Annotated in this window: 15 protein-coding genes; 8 read left to right on the forward strand and 7 right to left on the reverse strand. The window is 70.3% G+C overall.

Annotated elements, in window-relative coordinates:
• Positions 1-5: 5 nt before the first annotated feature.
• Together ACFJGU_RS14960 and ACFJGU_RS14965 are read left to right on the forward strand one after the other, a co-directional pair.
• Complete coding sequence (locus ACFJGU_RS14960; RefSeq protein ID WP_382304287.1) at positions 6-1,475, forward strand: NtaA/DmoA family FMN-dependent monooxygenase; 1,470 nt, start codon at positions 6-8, stop codon at positions 1,473-1,475.
• On the forward strand, positions 1,472-2,728 hold the full coding sequence (locus tag ACFJGU_RS14965) for an acyl-CoA dehydrogenase family protein (protein WP_382304288.1): 1,257 nt from the start codon (positions 1,472-1,474) through the stop codon (positions 2,726-2,728). Before ACFJGU_RS14960 ends, ACFJGU_RS14965 begins: the two co-directional genes overlap by 4 nt.
• Before the next feature lie 88 nt (positions 2,729-2,816).
• Here the strand turns inward: ACFJGU_RS14965 and ACFJGU_RS14970 are convergent, their stop codons facing one another.
• The 7 genes from ACFJGU_RS14970 to ACFJGU_RS15000 form a co-directional block, all read right to left on the reverse strand.
• Positions 2,817-4,034 carry an amidohydrolase family protein gene (locus tag ACFJGU_RS14970; RefSeq protein WP_382304289.1) on the reverse strand — a complete coding sequence of 406 codons (1,218 nt, stop codon included), beginning with the start codon at positions 4,032-4,034 and terminating at the stop codon, positions 2,817-2,819.
• Positions 4,025-4,777, reverse strand: a complete 753-nt coding sequence (locus ACFJGU_RS14975) for a GntR family transcriptional regulator (protein ID WP_382304290.1) — start codon at positions 4,775-4,777, stop codon at positions 4,025-4,027. The genes ACFJGU_RS14970 and ACFJGU_RS14975 overlap by 10 nt, the downstream gene beginning before the upstream one ends.
• Positions 4,774-5,844 (reverse strand): adenosine deaminase, encoded by a 1,071-nt coding sequence (gene add, locus ACFJGU_RS14980; protein WP_382304291.1) that lies wholly within the window; start codon positions 5,842-5,844, stop codon positions 4,774-4,776. The genes ACFJGU_RS14975 and add overlap by 4 nt, the downstream gene beginning before the upstream one ends.
• 121 nt (positions 5,845-5,965) lie before the next feature.
• Complete coding sequence (locus tag ACFJGU_RS14985; RefSeq protein ID WP_382304292.1) at positions 5,966-6,988, reverse strand: redoxin domain-containing protein; 1,023 nt, start codon at positions 6,986-6,988, stop codon at positions 5,966-5,968.
• Positions 6,989-7,027: 39 nt separating this feature from the next.
• Positions 7,028-7,297 carry a hypothetical protein gene (locus ACFJGU_RS14990; RefSeq protein ID WP_382304293.1) on the reverse strand — a complete coding sequence of 90 codons (270 nt, stop codon included), beginning with the start codon at positions 7,295-7,297 and terminating at the stop codon, positions 7,028-7,030.
• An 83-nt stretch (positions 7,298-7,380) separates the two neighbouring features.
• Positions 7,381-7,758: a hypothetical protein gene (locus ACFJGU_RS14995; RefSeq protein WP_382304294.1), complete on the reverse strand. Its 378-nt coding sequence runs from the start codon at positions 7,756-7,758 to the stop codon at positions 7,381-7,383.
• 25 nt (positions 7,759-7,783) lie between these two features.
• Positions 7,784-9,163: an LLM class flavin-dependent oxidoreductase gene (locus ACFJGU_RS15000; RefSeq protein ID WP_382304295.1), complete on the reverse strand. Its 1,380-nt coding sequence runs from the start codon at positions 9,161-9,163 to the stop codon at positions 7,784-7,786.
• A gap of 158 nt (positions 9,164-9,321) precedes the next feature.
• Here ACFJGU_RS15000 and ACFJGU_RS15005 point away from each other — a divergent pair, with 158 nt between their 5' ends.
• The 6 genes from ACFJGU_RS15005 to ACFJGU_RS15030 all read left to right on the forward strand — a co-directional run bounded on the left by ACFJGU_RS15005 (position 9,322) and on the right by ACFJGU_RS15030 (position 15,404).
• Positions 9,322-10,371 carry a BMP family ABC transporter substrate-binding protein gene (locus tag ACFJGU_RS15005; protein WP_382304296.1) on the forward strand — a complete coding sequence of 350 codons (1,050 nt, stop codon included), beginning with the start codon at positions 9,322-9,324 and terminating at the stop codon, positions 10,369-10,371.
• Positions 10,372-10,382: 11 nt separating this feature from the next.
• Positions 10,383-12,020, forward strand: coding sequence for an ABC transporter ATP-binding protein (locus ACFJGU_RS15010; protein ID WP_382304297.1), 1,638 nt, complete (start codon positions 10,383-10,385; stop codon positions 12,018-12,020).
• Complete coding sequence (locus tag ACFJGU_RS15015) at positions 12,017-13,111, forward strand: ABC transporter permease (RefSeq protein ID WP_382304298.1); 1,095 nt, start codon at positions 12,017-12,019, stop codon at positions 13,109-13,111. Before ACFJGU_RS15010 ends, ACFJGU_RS15015 begins: the two co-directional genes overlap by 4 nt.
• Positions 13,111-14,010, forward strand: a complete 900-nt coding sequence (locus tag ACFJGU_RS15020) for an ABC transporter permease (protein ID WP_382304299.1) — start codon at positions 13,111-13,113, stop codon at positions 14,008-14,010. Before ACFJGU_RS15015 ends, ACFJGU_RS15020 begins: the two co-directional genes overlap by 1 nt.
• 54 nt (positions 14,011-14,064) lie before the next feature.
• Complete coding sequence (locus ACFJGU_RS15025; protein ID WP_382304300.1) at positions 14,065-15,063, forward strand: nucleoside hydrolase; 999 nt, start codon at positions 14,065-14,067, stop codon at positions 15,061-15,063.
• 71 nt (positions 15,064-15,134) lie between these two features.
• Positions 15,135-15,404 (forward strand): hypothetical protein, encoded by a 270-nt coding sequence (locus ACFJGU_RS15030; protein WP_382304301.1) that lies wholly within the window; start codon positions 15,135-15,137, stop codon positions 15,402-15,404.
• Positions 15,405-15,417: the final 13 nt, after the last annotated feature.

Below are 15,417 nucleotides of genomic sequence, written 5' to 3' on the forward strand. Positions count from 1 at the left end.
CACGCATGACGAAGCGACCGCCGCTGATCTTCAGCGCCTTCAACGAGTTCGTGCTCTCGCACCACGACCACGGCGCCTGGCGCCGGCCCGACAGCCGCCAGACCGAGTTGAACACGACGGGATACTGGATCGATCTCGCGAAACTGCTCGAACGGGGACGGTTCGACTTCCTGTTCTTCGCCGATGTGCTGGCGCCCTACGACTTCTACCGCGGCACCCGGGACGCGGCGATCGCCACGGGCATGCAGACGCCTGTGAACGACCCCGCCGTGCTCATCCCGATCCTCGCCCACGAGACCACCGACCTGTCCTTCGCGCTCACCGAGAACATCCTGCAGGAGCCGCCCTACACCTTCGCCCGCAAGATTTCGACGCTCGACCACCTGAGCGGCGGGCGGATCGCCTGGAACATCGTCACCAGCTTCCTGCCGGGAGCGGGCCGCAACCTCGGGCACCCGGGTCTGCCGAGCCACGAGGAGCGCTACGGTCGCGCCGAGGACTACGTCACCGCCGCCTACAAGCTCTGGGAGGCGAGCTGGGAGGACGACGCGGTGATCGCCGACCGGGAGCGCGGCATCTACACCGATCCGAGCAAGGTGCACACCGTCGACCACGTCGGGCCCTACTACGACGTGCCGGGCCCGCACCTCACCGAGCCGTCGCCGCAGCGCACGCCGTTCCTGTTCAACGCGGCGGCATCCGGAACCGGCATCGAGTTCGCCGGCAAACACGCCGAGGTGCTCTTCACCTCGGGCGGGCGCGACAGCGCACCGGCGAGCATCCGCACCCTGCGCGCCGCCGCCGTGGCGGCCGGCCGGGCCGCGAGCGACGTCAAGATCCTCGGCGGGCTGGGCGTCGTGGTGGGCAGCACCGAGCAGGAGGCGCGGCGACTGGATGCCGAGTTGCGCGAGATCCAGTCGCTCGAGTCGATCCTGGTGAAGCTCTCCGGGTTCTGGCAGGAGGACTTGTCGCGCTACGAGCTCGCCTCGACCGTCGCCGACATCCTGAACGACGGATCGCCCGGCCCGTTGGCGAAGCAGGTACTGTCCGGAGCTCCGGATGTCTCCTGGAGCTTCGAGACGCTGCTGCGCTGGGCGGCCAATCGGCACGTCGTCGGTACGCCCGAGCAGGTGGCCGACGAGATCGACGCCTGGCAGGACGCCGGCATCGACGGGCTCAACCTGCAGTACCTGGTCTCGCCGGGGTCGTTCGAGGACTTCGTCGACCAGGTGCGCCCCGTGCTCGTGGAGCGCGGCACGATGCGCGCCGAGTACCAGCCGGGAACGGCACGCGAGAAGGTGACGGGTTCGGGCCCGTCCCTGCCGGAGCGGCATCCCGCCCGCCGGATCCGCGCCGACCTCGCCGAACGCCGCGCGGCCGGCCTTCCATTGAACGCCGACGCACCCGCCGTCGACACATCGCGCGTCGACCCGCCGCCGATCGACGCTCACCACCCCATCGAGGAGCGAGCATGAGCACCACCACGACCCCGGTCTCCGGGCCCGCCTCCGGGCCCACCGACGCCGAGCTGCTCGCGCGGTTCCAGCCGCTCTTCGCGTCCATCGCGAGCGGCGCGGCCGAACGGGAGCGCACGCGAACACTGCTGCACGCCGAGGTCGCCGCCCTCCGCGAGGCGGGCTTCGGAGCGCTCCGCCTGCCCGTCGAGCTCGGCGGGCACGGGGCCTCGGTGCGGCAACTGATCGTGCTGCTCCGCGAACTCGGGGCCGCCGACTCGAACCTGCCACAGACGCTGCGCCAGCACTTCTTTCAGGTGGAGCTGCTGCTGCGGGCGCCCGACGACGAGGTGAACGCGATCTGGCTCGCCCGGGTGGCGGCGGGCGACCTGTTCGGCAGCGGCACGACCGAGCCGCACGGCTCCGCGATCGGCCAGGTGTCGACCGTGCTGCGTCGGGCATCCGACGGGTCGTGCCGGCTGAACGGTCGCAAGATCTGCGGAACGGGCAACGCGTACGCCCAGTGGATCCCGGTGGGTGCGGTCGACGAGGAGGGTGCGCCGGTGGTGCCGGTCGTGCCCGTCGATCGCGAGGGCGTCACCCTGCTCGACGACTGGAACGGCTTCGGCCAGCGCCTCACGGCCACCAGCACAACGCTCTTCGAGGACGTCGTGGTGCAGGCAGAGGAGGTGCGGCGCTTCGCGGCCGGCGGCCCGACCCGCGGCGGTTCGGGTCTGCACCAGGCCGTGCTGCTCGCTGCGCTCAGCGGTGTGATCGAGGCGGCCACGCGCGAGCTCACCGACATCCTGCGTGCCAAGCGACGGGTGTACTTCACCGGCACGGGCGAGCTGCCGCGGCACGACGCCGTGGTGCAGGAGCAGCTCGGGCGAGCCCGCGCGGCGTCGGATGCCTCGTCGTTCATCGTCGACGGGATCGGTCGCCGCCTCGAAGAGGCCTGGGAGACCTGGGGAGACCCCGCGGCCTCGGCCGAGGAGATCGACCGGCGGTTCATCGACGTCGAACTCGCCGTGAGCTCGGCGCAGGTGGTGATCTCGGAACTCGCCCTCACCACCACGGCGCACCTGCTCGACGTGCTCGGCGCTTCCTCGCTCGACAGCGCGACCGGTCTCGACCGTCACTGGCGCAACGCCCGCGCGCTCGCCTCGCACAACCCCTACCCGTTCAAGGCGCGTCTGCTCGGCGACCACGCCCTCAACGGCACCGAGCCGCCCGAGTTCGCGGTGGGCAAGGACGTGGGCGAGAAGACGAGCTGACGGCAGCGCGCTCATCCGCGGGTTCTGGCGAAATGCCGCGCCCGAATACTGCGAGAACGCGCGGATGACCAGGCGCGGCTCGCGCGGGTCAGCCGCGGGGGAGCGCCCCGGCGAGCAGGCGGCCACGGGCGACCACGGCGACGATGCGGTCGGAGGTGAGGTCGGCGAGGTCGAGCCACGGCCGGCCGTGCACCACCACGAAGTCGGCGCCGAACCCCGGTGCGAGGGTGCCGACGACGTCGCCGAGACCCACCGCGTCGGCCGCGTCGGAGGTGCCGGACACCAGGGTGCGCTCGGCCGTCCAGTCGAAGAGGTCGCGCATCCGCCGCAGCTCGTCGAGCTGGCCGCCGTAGCGGACGAGGTGACCGTTGGCATCCGTACCGAGCACGAAGCGGATTCCGGCGGCGGCCGCGGCGCGGAACGCGGGATCGCGCCGCGCGAGGGTGGTGCGCGCCTTCTCGCGGGCATCCGCCCGGCGCGGGTCGGTTCCGGCGAGGATCGCGTCGTGCACGATCAGCGTGGGGGCGATCGGCAGTCGCCGCCGGAGCAGTTCCGCATGGTGCTCCGGGGCGATGCCGGTGCCGTGTTCGACGGAGTCGACGCCCACCGCCAGGGCGATGTCGAAGCCCTCGGTGCTGTGGGCGTGGGCGGCGACCCGCAGGCCGAGCGCGTGCGCTTCGTCGAGGATGGCTTCGGTCTCGGCGCGGGTGTGGTTGCGCCAGCCCACCTTGTCGCCGGTGGAGAGGATGCCGCCCGAGGTGTAGATCTTGATGCCGTCGGCCCCGGCGCGCGCCCACTGCCGCACGAGCTTGCGGCATTCGTCGACGCCGTCGGCCACTGGCGGTCGGTCGCGCAGGGTGGGCGGGGTGAAGAGGTCGCCGTGACCGGCCGTCATGCCCACCGGGCCGTAGGCGAGGAGACGTGGCCCCGCGATCACTCCCTGCTCGAAGGCCCGCGCGACGGCGATCTGCACCGGCGACGACGCGAGATCCCGCATCGTCGTGACACCGTGGGCCGCAAAGCGCAGGGCGTTGCCGGCGACGTGCATCGCCTTCTCGGCGTCGGGAGTGACGATCGGCCACGCGGCATCCTGTGGCCCGCCGTCATCGGCGACGTTCGTGTCGAAGTGCACGTGCGTGTCGACGAGCCCCGGGATGATCGAGAGACCGGAGTGGCGATCGGATGCCGCGTCCTCGACCCGCTCGACGGCGCCGCCGTTCCAGCCCAGCGAGACCACCCCGCGCTCGGAGCGCCCGTCCCAGAGGGTGATGCCGTCGATCAGGCCGCCGTCGTCGATCAGGTCCATGGTTCGGGAAACCTCCGTACGACCGAGTACTGCACGATGGCCGGGTTGTGGCGCTCGAAGGCGTGGAACACGCGTCGGCCCGAGCGCAGCACGCCGACGATCGTGAAGGTCATGCAGGCGGCGCCGGGTTCGAGACCGAGGAGCGTCGCGTGGGGTTCCGCGACGTTCTCGACGCCGGGGGTCGCGACCTCCCAGACCACGGGCTCGCGCCACAGTTCTTCCACGAGCGCGAAGATGGAGCGCCCGGCGTCGATCGGATCGTCGCCCACCGGTACCCCGGGCGTGCCGTGCTCGTCGGTGCTGCCCGGCAGGAGCAGCACGTTCTCGGCCAGCATGGCGGGCCGACCATCCGCGGTCCAGCGCTTCCGCGCGCGGATCGCGGGCGACAGCGCAGGGGCACCGAGCACCTCGGTGAGAGGAGACGCCAGCTCGATCCGCTCCTGTCCGAGCAGTTCGACGCCGGGTTCGTAGCCCAGCCGATCGAGCAGTTCGCGATGCTCGAGCTGCTCCTCGAGCCGCACCGTCATCTGCAACGCGATGGGATCGACCGTCGTCGCCGCACCCTGGTGCCGCCGCACGATGCCCTGCTGCTCGAGCTGGGCCAGCACGCGGCGCACCTGGGGTCGATTGGCGTCGAGGCGTCGCGCGAGTTCGTGTTCGCCCGGCAGCGCGCCACCGGTGGTGCTCACCTCACGGGCGATGGCGAGTACGCCACGCCGCAGCACTTCGGACGGATCGGTCACGTTCGTACCTCCGACGCGAACCGCTCCCGCACGAGGTCGACCTCCGCCGACAGGGCGGCGATCAGCTCCGCGGGGGCGAAGCTGGCCGCGAACGAGGTGCGGGCCAAGCGGGCGAGGTCGTGCTCCGCCCAGCCGAACGCGGCGGCGCACAGCGCCCATTCGGCCTCGAGGCTCGTGCCGAGCGGCGCCGGGTCGTCGGTGTTGATGGTCACCACGACGCCTCGGTCGAGGAGACGGCGGAGCGGATGCGACGCGAGATCGGGCGCGAGTCCCAGCGTGAGATTCGAGGTGGGGCAGATGCCGAGCGGGATGCCGGTGGCGGCCAGGTGGTCGAGGAGGCGGTCGTCCTCCACCGCGCGGATGCCGTGGTCGATCCGATCGGCGTGCAGCAGCGTGAGGGCGTCCCACACCCCCTCCGGTCCACTGGACTCCCCGGCGTGCACGGTGCGGTGCAGTCCGCCGTCGCGGGCGATCTCGAACGCGGGGGCGAAGGTGGGCGCTGTACGCCCGGAGACCGCCTCGTCGCCGTCGATGGAGAGCGCCACGACGCGGGCGGGGCGCCGATCGACGAGCCGGCTCGCGAGTTCGACCGCCTCGGTGCGCGACTGGCCCCGGTCGATCGACACGCAGAGGTTCACCACGCAGAGCCCATCGGCCTCGGCCTCGTCGAGCCCGGCTGCCAGGGCGTCCAGCAGGCCGTCGAGGTCCCCTCGCCAGGTCGGCCAATGCGTGGGGTTGACGATCACGTCGGTGTACCGCACGCCCGAGGCGCTCTGGCGGGCTGCGAAACGGTACGCCAGCCTGGCCAGCTGCTCGCGGGAGCGGAACAGCGAGCCCTCCCAGTCGAGGAAGCGCAGATACGCGGAGAGCTCCGACCCGGCCGGCGGATGCTCATGGGTGGCGGTATCGAACAGCGTCGCGGCGGGGCCGGGCAAGCGGATGCCGGTGGCCTTCGCCTGCTCGAGCAGGTCGCCGAGGTCGATGGCTCCTTCGAGGTGTACGTGCACCTCCGCCTTCGGGAGGGCGCGGATCATCCGCTGCGCCACCGGCGTGACCACCTGTTCCACGTGCTCTGCTTCCTGCGGCCGTCGAAAGCCCCGGCCCAAGCGTACAACCTGTTGACAAGTCGTCCTCGAAGACCGGGTCACCGCGCTCGCTCGAGCCGCACCGACATCCGGCTCCGCACGATCATCCGAAGGTGAAGCAGTACGCCTCCGCCCCGCGCTCGAGGAACTCGATCTCGAACACCCGGTCCACGATCGGGTCGAGCTGCCGGATCAGCTGGTAGGTGTTCGGGCTGTCCAGCACACCGCTACCCGTGCCGTCGACGTCGGTGCCCTGCGACCGCTCGGGCGGCCGGCCGTCGAGAAGTACGCGGAACGGAACGACCGCACCCTCGGCGCGGGGTGCCATCACCAGATTGACGTCGCGGGCGTGGAAGGCGAACGAGATCCGTCCACCGGGTTCGTCGAGGAGGGCGGCGTGCCGGGCGACCGTCCATTCGCCCGTCAGGCTCCAGGCGTTGCGCCCGAGCCGGTCAGCGCCGGAGTAGAGGTGCGGCCGGTTGTAGAACGCCGCATCCTCCGACAGCGAACCGCTGCTCTGCCCATACCCGAGGTAGGTCTCGGGAGACCGGAGGGTCGCCCAGTCGGCCGCGACCTCGAGTCCGGCCGCATCCGGCATCACCAGGCCGAGGTCGACGTTCTTCGCCCCGGCCTCGACGAGCAGCTGCTGGATGGCCATCTCGGTCATCGCGTACTCGCCCTCGCCGAAATGATGGAAGCGGAGGCGTCCGTCCGCATCGGCGAGATAGAGTGCCGGCCAGTAGTGGTTCGCGAAGTCGTCCCACACCCCGTACGCCGTGTCGACCGCGATCGGGTACTCGACGCCGAGCGCCCGCGCGTGCGCCGTGACGTTGTCGAGCTCGCCTTCGAAACCGAATTCCGGCGTGTGCACCCCCACCACGGTGAGTCCGGCGGCGGCGTACTTCTCGTGCCATGCACGGAGGTAGGGGAGGGTGCGCAGCCAGTTGACGCAGGTGTAGGTCCAGAAGTCGACCAGCACCACCCGGCCGCGGAGGCCCGCCGCGGTCAACGGAGGCGAGTTCAGCCACGCCGTCGCGCGGTCGAACGAGGGCAGCCGCCCCTCGTCGGGGAGGGCCTGAGCATCGCCCGCCAGCCGATGGGCGATCGACCGCACGATGCCGCTCATCGCAGCGACCGGTATGCGGAGAGCATGATGCGGCCGGCGTCAATCCGTGACGTCGATGACGACCTGGCGCCAGTCGGAGTCGGACACCACCTGGCGTGACGGTTCGACCGTGGCGCCGATCCACTTGCCCTCGCGGCGGCTGATGTGGGCGATCAAAGCCTCTTCGGCGTGCAGGGTGTAGGTGGGTTCGTCGTCTTCCGAGCCGTCGGACCGGATGGTGTGCTGGACTCCGTCGCGCCAGAACGTCGCCTCACCGGATTCGGGGAGTTCGACCTCGTCGATGGACGGTTGGTCATCCTGATTCGTCATGCCACGCACACTATGCCTCTGTGGCTGTGGGGGCTAGACCCTTACGTTCGTGGGTCGGTGCTGCGCGCGATGTCGGGCGCGGTCTAGTACCAGACCTTGACCTTGCCGACCAGGGTGTAGACCGAGGTGAGCAGGGCCGCGAAGGGCACGAACATGCGCAGGAAATACACGACGACCTGCACGTCGTTGAGATCGGCCCAGAGGAAGAGCAGGATCGCGACGACCCCGGCGAGCAGGGTGTTGCGGAACGGCTTGGTCCAGGTGATACCCGGGGCTGCGAAACCGACCGAGGCGAAGACGATGCCCGTGTCGACCACGAACGCTCCCCAGCGCGGGTCGGAGATGTTGGGCGCGATGATCCAGAGCACGATCGCGATGATCCAGAAGAGCACGAACACGCCGCCCTTGGCCGCCTTCGGCAGCTCTCTGCGGGGGGATTCGTGCACAACAACACTCGTCACGTCGAATGCTCCTTCTTCGAGAGGTCTACTTCGAGAACTCTACCGGTTCGCCGAACGCGTTGCGGTAGCGGGCGGCGGGATGCCGCTCGTTGAGCCGCGGCTGACCGAACAGCTTGTCGCGCAGCGTTCCCTCGGCGTACTCGCTCTGTGCGAGCCCCCGTGAGCGGAGCACCGGCAGCACCTTGTCGGCGAACTCGGCGAACGACCCGGGGATCACCCAGTTGATCACGTTGATGCCGTCGACCCCTGCGGCCTGCCACACCTCGATCTGGTCGGCGATCGACTCGGGGGTGCCCACGATCCGCGTGTTGCGCGCCCGCGCGATGGCGAGGTCGGCGACGATCGGTTCCCGGTCGGTGATGGAGCGCGAGATCCAATCGAGGAAGCCGCGTGCGGTGTTCGTGTCGACATCCTTCAGCGGTGTCTCGGGCGGGTAGACGCGGCCGCTCTTGTCCACGATGGCGGCGTGCGCGGAGTAGCCGTCGACGCTCACGTACGTCTCGTACTCGTCGGCGAGCGCCTGCGCCTCCTCCTCGGTGTCGCCGATCACGAAGCTGAGGCCCTGGAAGAACTTGATGTCGTCGGGGTCGCGCCCGTACTCCACGGCCAGCGCGCGCGTCTCCGCGATCTGGATGGCGGCCACCTCGGGGTTCGGCGCGATGATGAACGTCGCCTCCGCATTGCGCGCGGCGAAGCGGCGGCCCGATTCCGACGACCCGGCCTGGTAGAGCACCGGCGTGCGCTGCGGCGACGGCGACGGGAGATGCGGCCCCTCCACCTTGTAGCGCTTGCCCTCGTGGTAGATCTTGTGGATCTTCGACGGGTCGGAGAAGGAGCTGTTGTCGCGGTCTTTCAGCAGCGCATCCTCGTCCCACGAACCCTCCCAGAGCTTGTACGTGACGTCGACGTACTCCTCGGCCCACTCGTAGCGTTCGGCGTGATCGGTGAGCTGGGGCAACCCGAAGTTGCGCGCCCCGTTGTCCTGGACGCCGGTGACGATGTTCCAGGCGATCCGGCCCTTCGAGATGTGATCGAGCGTCGACACCTGCCGCGCGAAGTGGAACGGATGGCTCTGCACCACGTTCGAGGTGAGCGCGAGCCCCAGGTGCTCCGTGTTCACCGCCAGCGCGCTCAGCAGCACGGTGGGGTCGTTGCTCGGGATCTGCAGCCCCTCGCGCACGTAGACGTCGAAGTCGGCGTCGGAGTCGCCGTAGAGCCCGCTCACGTCGGCGAAGAACATGCCGTCGAACTTGGCCGCCTCGAGCAGTTTCGCGAGCTCGATCCAGGTCGTGACGTCGTTGAACTCCGTCTGGCCGGCATCCGGCCGCCGCCACTGGCCGTGGTGGATGTGCGACGCCGTGTTCATCACGAAGGCGTTGAAATGCAGGATCTTCGGGGTCGACACGGGGTTCTCCTCGGTTCGGGGGCAGGCGACGCTGTCGACCATAGGCATCCGGATGCGGGCGCTCCGAATGTTTCGGTATGTGACCCAGGGGCGCGTTCGGGACTCGGTGTCTCGTTAGCCTGGAGGTCACAGCAACCCGCTTCCGTAAGGGGAAATCCATGTCCGCAATCGCACGCCGTGCGGCCGGGATCGCGCTCGCGGCCGGCCTGCTCGCATCCGTGGCCGCGTGCTCGAGCTCGGGCGGCGCTTCGAGCACCGACGCCGCCGCCGACTCCGAGAACTCGATCATCCTGATCACGCCGAACCCGATCGGCTCGAACAACTTCCTGCAGCTCGCCGCCGACGGCGCGAAGGAGGCCGGCGAGAAGTACGACGCCTCGGTCGACGTCTACGAGAGCGAAGATCCGACGAGCATCCAGCAGAACATCGACGCGGCGATCCGGGAGAAGCCGAGCATCATCATCGGCGTCACCTTCAGCGTGCTCGACCAGTTCACCGAGGCGGCCGCCGACAACCCCGACCAGCAGTTCCTGCTCATCGACACCTCGGCCGAGAACCCCACCGACAACCTCACCGCGGCGGTGTTCAAGGAGTACGAGGCCACCTACCTCACCGGTGTCGAGGCGGGCCTGCTCACCGAGGCGAACAGCGTCGGCGTGGTCGCCTCGCTCGACACCCCGTTCATCCACCGCTGGGTCGACCCGTTCTTCGCCGGCGCCGAGAGCGTCGACCCGGGCGTGAAGACGGCGGCTCAGTACGTCGGTGGCGACAACCCCTTCGGCGACCAGGCCCGTGCCAAGGCGCAGGCCCAGATCCTCGCCGACGGCGGGGCCGACTACGTCCAGGCCGCGTCCTCCGGCGGTAACATCGGCATCTTCGAGGCCGCGGCCGAGAGCGGCTTCAAGGCCTTCGGCGTCGACACCAACCAGTGCCTCGACTCGCCCGGCAACGTCGTCGACAACGCCATCAAGCGCGTCGACGTGGCCCTGGTGAACTCCGTCGGCGACATCCTCGACGGCAAGACCGGCGGCTTCACCGCCTACGGCCTGGCCGAGGGCGGCGTGGGCCTCACCGGCCTCGAAGACGACGCGGCCGACTCGAAGTGCCTCATCGTCGACCACCCCGACGTGCTCGAGCAGGTCAAGAAGGTGCGCGACCAGATCGTCTCCGGCGAGATCACGGTCACCGACCCCCTGACGGCTGGATGACTGACGGCGGGATGACCTCTTCCGCACCTCCCGCCGTGCGCCTGACCGGCATCGGCAAGAGATTCGGCGCCGTCGTGGCCAACGACGGCGTCGATCTCGTGCTGCGCCGGGGCACCGTGCACGCCGTCATGGGCGAGAACGGCGCCGGCAAGTCGACGCTCATGTCGATGCTGTTCGGGCTGCTGACCCCGGATGCCGGCACCATCGAGATCGACGGATCGCCCGTGCGCTTCGACGGCCCGCTCGACGCGATCGCGGCCGGGCTCGGCATGGTGCACCAGCACTTCCGTCTCTTCGACTCGATGAGCGTGGCCGACAACGTCGTCTACGGCGCCGAACCGCGCGGACGCGGACTGCTCGGCCGCACCGTCATCGACCGCAGGGCGGCGGATGCCCGGGTGCGCGAACTCAGCGCCCGCTACGGTCTCGAGACCGATCCCTCCGCGATCGTCGGAACGCTCTCCGCGGGCGCCCGGCAGCGCGTCGAGATCCTCAAGGCGCTGCACCGCGATGCCCGCATCCTCATCCTCGACGAACCGACCGCGGTGCTCACGCCGAGCGAGGTCGACTCCCTGTTCGCGGTGATCCGGCGAGCGGCCGACAGCGGCTCGACCGTGGTGCTCGTGACCCACAAGATCCACGAGGTGCTGTCGGTCAGCGACGAGGTGACGGTGCTGCGCGACGGTCGGGTGACGGGGCGGTTCGCCACGGCCGAGGCCACGAGTGCTGCGCTCGTGCACGCGATGACCGGGCGCGAGATCGACGAGGTGCGGAACCCCGGCACCGGAACACCGGGCGACGTCGTGCTCGAGGTCTCCGGCGCCACCGTCGGGGATGCCCGGCACGGGATCGTCGTCGACGACGTGTCGCTGACCGTGCGCGCGGGGGAGATCGTCGGCATCGCGGGCGTCTCCGGCAACGGCCAGCACGAACTCGTCGCGGCCGTGCTCGGCACCGTGCCCCTGGCGTCCGGATCGGTGCGACTGCTCGGCGAAGAGGTGTCGGACTGGCACGTGCGCGACCGGCGCGCCCGGGGCCTCGCCGTCATCCCCGAGGACCGGCGCGGCGAGGGGAGTGCGGTCACCCTGTCGGTGGCCGAGAACCTCACCCTCGGGCACCACCGCACGCCACCCATCGGCGCAGCCCACGGTCCGCGGCGCGGCTGGATGTCGATCCGGGCCGAACGCGCCCGGGCCCGTGACCTCATCGCCGACTACGACGTGCGCACCTCGGGCGAGCTCCAGCCGATCGGCGCGCTCTCCGGGGGCAATGCCCAGAAGGTGGTGATCGCTCGGGAGCTCTCCCACGGAGCACCGCTGCTCATCGCCGAGCAGCCGACGCAGGGCGTCGACGTGGGCGCCATCGAGTCGATCCATGGCCGGCTGCTCGACTACCGAGCAGGCGGCGGCGCCGTGCTGCTCGTCTCGCACGAGATCAGCGAGCTGCTGGCGTTGGCCGATCGCATCCTCGTCATGTACTCCGGCGCGGTGGTGGCCGAGTTCCCGGGCTCCGCGGCCACGACGACGCTGATCGGCGCCGCGATGGCGGGGGCGGCTGCAGCGGCCCCGGATGCCGCGACCGAACCCGCGCCTCCGCTCGACCCCGTGCAGCTCAGCATCGACCGCGAACACGAGAGTCCCCTCACATGAGCACCACCACAGAACTGCCTCCGGTCACGCCGCGTCGTCGGCCGGGCGCGCGCCTGCTCTCAGCCGCGCTCCGGCATCCGGCTGTCGTGCCGATCGGCGCCGTGATCGTCGCCTTGCTCATCGGTGCCGTCATCATCGCGGCCGCCGGCCTCGATCCGATCACCGCCTACGCCGCCGTGCTGAACGGCGCACTCGATCCCGGAACGCTCGACTACACCTTCTCGGTCTGGGGCTTCATCTGCGGCATGGCGCTGGCCGCAGCCATCCCGCTCCGGATGGGCGAGTTCAACCTCGGCGGCAACGGCCAGCTCGTGCTCGGCGGCTTGGCCGCGGCGGTCATCGCCGGCAACGTGCCGCTTCCCGGCCCGATCGTGGTGCCGCTGGCCGTGCTCGGCGCCGCCGTGCTCTCCGGAGCCTTCGGAGCGCTCTCGGCTCCGCTCGCCACCCGGTTCGGCATCCCGATCATCATCAGCACGCTGCTGCTCTCGCCGGTGGCGGTGGCGGTGGTGTCGTTCCTCGTGCGGTTCCCGCTCGGCGAGGTCGGCGCCAGTCAGGCGCAGACGCCGCGGCTGCCGGAGGGAGCCCGGATGTTCGCGCTCGGCGACCTCTCCTACAGCAATGTGGGCCTCCTGATCATCATCGCGATGATGGTCGCGTTCTGGGTGGTCGACTCCCGCACCGCGGTCGGCTTCGAGTTGCGGGTGGTGGGCGCGAACCGGCGCTTCGGGTCGTACGGCGGCGTGCGGGTCGGCCGGCTCGCGTTCGGCGCCATGGCCACGGCGGGAGCGGCCGCCGGCATCGTCGGCGCGATCATCGTGCTCTCCTCGCCCTACCGGCTCATCGACGGTGCGCTCATCTCGCCCGGTTACACTTTCGCCGGGCTGGCGGCGGCGCTGCTCGCGGGCGGACGGCCCGCACTCATCCCGGTGACCGCCATCCTCTTCACCGTGCTGCAGGTGGGCGGGACCGCCATGGAACGCTCGGCGGATGTCCCGCGCCAGCTCTCCGACGTGCTGCAGGGCGTCGTGATCGTGGTGCTCGCGCTCCGCACGGTGATCGATCAGCGGCGCACCGGACGGAGCTCTGCCTGATGCACGTCTTCGAACTCGGCTTCGTGGCGGCCGTGCTGCTGGCCGCGACGCCCATCCTCTATGCCGCCCTCGCGGGCGCCATCTCGGCGCAGGTGGGCGTGTTCAACATCGCCCTCGAGGGGCAGATGCTCTGGGGGGCCTTCGCCGCCGTGGCGGGCAGCTATTACACCGGAAGCGCCTGGGCCGCCGTGCTCGTCGCGCTGCTCAGCACGGCGCTGTTCTCGGTGGTGCTCGCGGTGGGGGCCGCGCGCTGGAAGGCCGATCCGATCATCATCGCCATCGGCACCAACCTCTTCGCGCTCGGCATCACCGGGTTCCTCATGCGGGTGCTCTTCGGGGTCTCCGGATCGTTCTCGCCGCGCGGCCTCGACGGGTTGCCGAAGATGGCGTTCCTCGCCGACATCCCCGTGATCGGGCCGATCTTCGCCGGTCAGACCGTGCTCGTGCCGCTCGCCTTCGTGGTGATCGCGCTCGTGGGCGTCTGGCTGAAGGTCACGCCGGCCGGGCTCCGGTTGCGGGGCGTGGGCGAGCATCCGGATGCCGCCTCCTCGCTCGGCGTGAACGTGGCGACCTACCAGACCTGGGCCACCATCGTCGGCGGAGCGCTCTGCGGTATCGCCGGTGCGCAACTCGCACTCGGCAACGTGACCGTGTTCACCGAGAACATGACGGCGGGGCGCGGCTGGATCGCCGTGGCGGCCGTGATGCTCGTGGCCGGGCGTCCGCTCTGGCTGCCGATCGCCTGCCTCGGCTTCGGTGCCGCGGAGGCGCTCGGCTTCCGGCTGCAGGGCATCGGAGCCCCGCAGCAGTTGACGGATGCCGCGCCCTACGCCATCACGCTGCTCGTGCTCGTGGTCACCCGCATCCGTTTCACCCGGCGGCGCCAGACCGTGGCCTGAGCCGGTGCCCCGACGCTCCTCCCGCATCCGATCCCTCGACCAGAAAGCTCCACGATGACCGACCAGAACCCCGCCACCGCGAACGATTCCGTGCGCCACATCGTGCTCGACACCGACACGGGCATCGACGACGCGCTTGCACTGCTCTACCTGGCGGGTCGCGACGACGTCGAGATCTCGGCGATCACGAGCGTCTACGGCAACACCCCGGTCGACGATGCCGTCGCGAACATCGCGCGGGTGCTGAAGGTCGCGGGCCTCGAAGACACGCTCGTCGCGCGAGGTGCCGCGGGACCGATCCACGGCGAAGCGCGGATCGCGTCGCACGTGCACGGGCACGACGGGCTCGGCGACCTGTGGCCGGAGAAGCTCGAGCCGAAGAACCTCTCGCCGCTCTCCTCGGCCGAGCTGCTCATCGAACTCGGCCGTTCCCGCCCGGGATACTACGACCTGCTGCCGGTCGGACCTCTGACGAACCTCGGGCTGGCGCTCGAGATCGAGCCGGATCTGCTCACCCTCTACCGCTCGGTCGTGATCATGGGCGGATCGGGTCCGTTCCCGCCGCTCGGCACCGTGCAGATGGTGGATGCGAACATCCACAACGACGCGGAGGCGGCCGCCCGGGTGTTCGCGGCGCCGCGCAACCGCCTCGTGATGGTGGGCGTGAACGTGACGGCGGGTACCATCGTCGACGAGCAGGCCGTGCAGGCGCTGCACCGCGCGGGAACCGAGTGGGGCACGTTCTCGGCGCAGATCCTCGAGGCGTACATGGACTTCTACCAGTTCTCCTGGGGACGCCGGGTGTCGCCTGCGCACGACGGTCTCGCCGCGGCGCTGCTCGTGCAGCCCGAGTGGATCACGAAGTCGGTCACCGGCCCGGTGAACATCACCACCGACGGGTTCGCCATCCGGGCGCACCTGGTGCGTACCGCCGAGGGTCTGCCGGTCTCCTGGCCGACCACGCCGGCACCCGACACGGTGGTGGTGCTCGACGTCGACCGCGAGGCGTTCCTGGCCGACTTCGTCGGTCGGCTCTCGGGTCGAGGGCGCTGAGCCGCAGCCTTCACCCCTCAGCGACCGGTGGCTAGGGTGGTGGGACAACCCTCAGCAGGAAGGCTCCCGCCATGGCCGCACCGCAGAACCTCACCCCCGACTCGCGTCAGATCCTCGACCAGATCGAGTACCACGCCACGACCCACAAGATCGGGTGGAACGACCTCGTCACCATGCTGAAGGAGGTGGCGGAGGTCGAGGAGAGCCACGGCGGCGGCAAGATCGACGTGCACCTCGGCAACCAGCGCCTCGAGATCCGGCGCCCTGACGGCGTACCGGTCTCCGAGGCGACGGTGCTCGAGCTGCGCCGCATGTTCAAGAACGCGGGCTGGATGGGCTAGCCACATTTCATCA

This window comes from Herbiconiux sp. UC225_62 (assembly GCF_042694625.1).
Classification (GTDB): domain Bacteria; phylum Actinomycetota; class Actinomycetes; order Actinomycetales; family Microbacteriaceae; genus Herbiconiux.

Excerpts from the sequence above, each read along its gene's own strand:
- ACFJGU_RS15030 (WP_382304301.1), top strand. The coding sequence starts at position 15,135 with ATGGCCGCACCGCAGAACCTCACCCCCGACTCGCGTCAGATCCTCGAC.
- ACFJGU_RS14985 (WP_382304292.1), bottom strand. The coding sequence starts at position 6,988 with ATGAGCGGCATCGTGCGGTCGATCGCCCATCGGCTGGCGGGCGATGCT.
- ACFJGU_RS14960 (WP_382304287.1), top strand. The coding sequence starts at position 6 with ATGACGAAGCGACCGCCGCTGATCTTCAGCGCCTTCAACGAGTTCGTG.
- ACFJGU_RS15025 (WP_382304300.1), top strand. The coding sequence starts at position 14,065 with ATGACCGACCAGAACCCCGCCACCGCGAACGATTCCGTGCGCCACATC.
- ACFJGU_RS14970 (WP_382304289.1), bottom strand. The coding sequence starts at position 4,034 with ATGGACCTGATCGACGACGGCGGCCTGATCGACGGCATCACCCTCTGG.
- ACFJGU_RS15005 (WP_382304296.1), top strand. The coding sequence starts at position 9,322 with ATGTCCGCAATCGCACGCCGTGCGGCCGGGATCGCGCTCGCGGCCGGC.
- ACFJGU_RS14965 (WP_382304288.1), top strand. The coding sequence starts at position 1,472 with ATGAGCACCACCACGACCCCGGTCTCCGGGCCCGCCTCCGGGCCCACC.
- ACFJGU_RS15020 (WP_382304299.1), top strand. The coding sequence starts at position 13,111 with ATGCACGTCTTCGAACTCGGCTTCGTGGCGGCCGTGCTGCTGGCCGCG.
- ACFJGU_RS15015 (WP_382304298.1), top strand. The coding sequence starts at position 12,017 with ATGAGCACCACCACAGAACTGCCTCCGGTCACGCCGCGTCGTCGGCCG.
- ACFJGU_RS14990 (WP_382304293.1), bottom strand. The coding sequence starts at position 7,297 with ATGACGAATCAGGATGACCAACCGTCCATCGACGAGGTCGAACTCCCC.
- ACFJGU_RS15010 (WP_382304297.1), top strand. The coding sequence starts at position 10,383 with ATGACCTCTTCCGCACCTCCCGCCGTGCGCCTGACCGGCATCGGCAAG.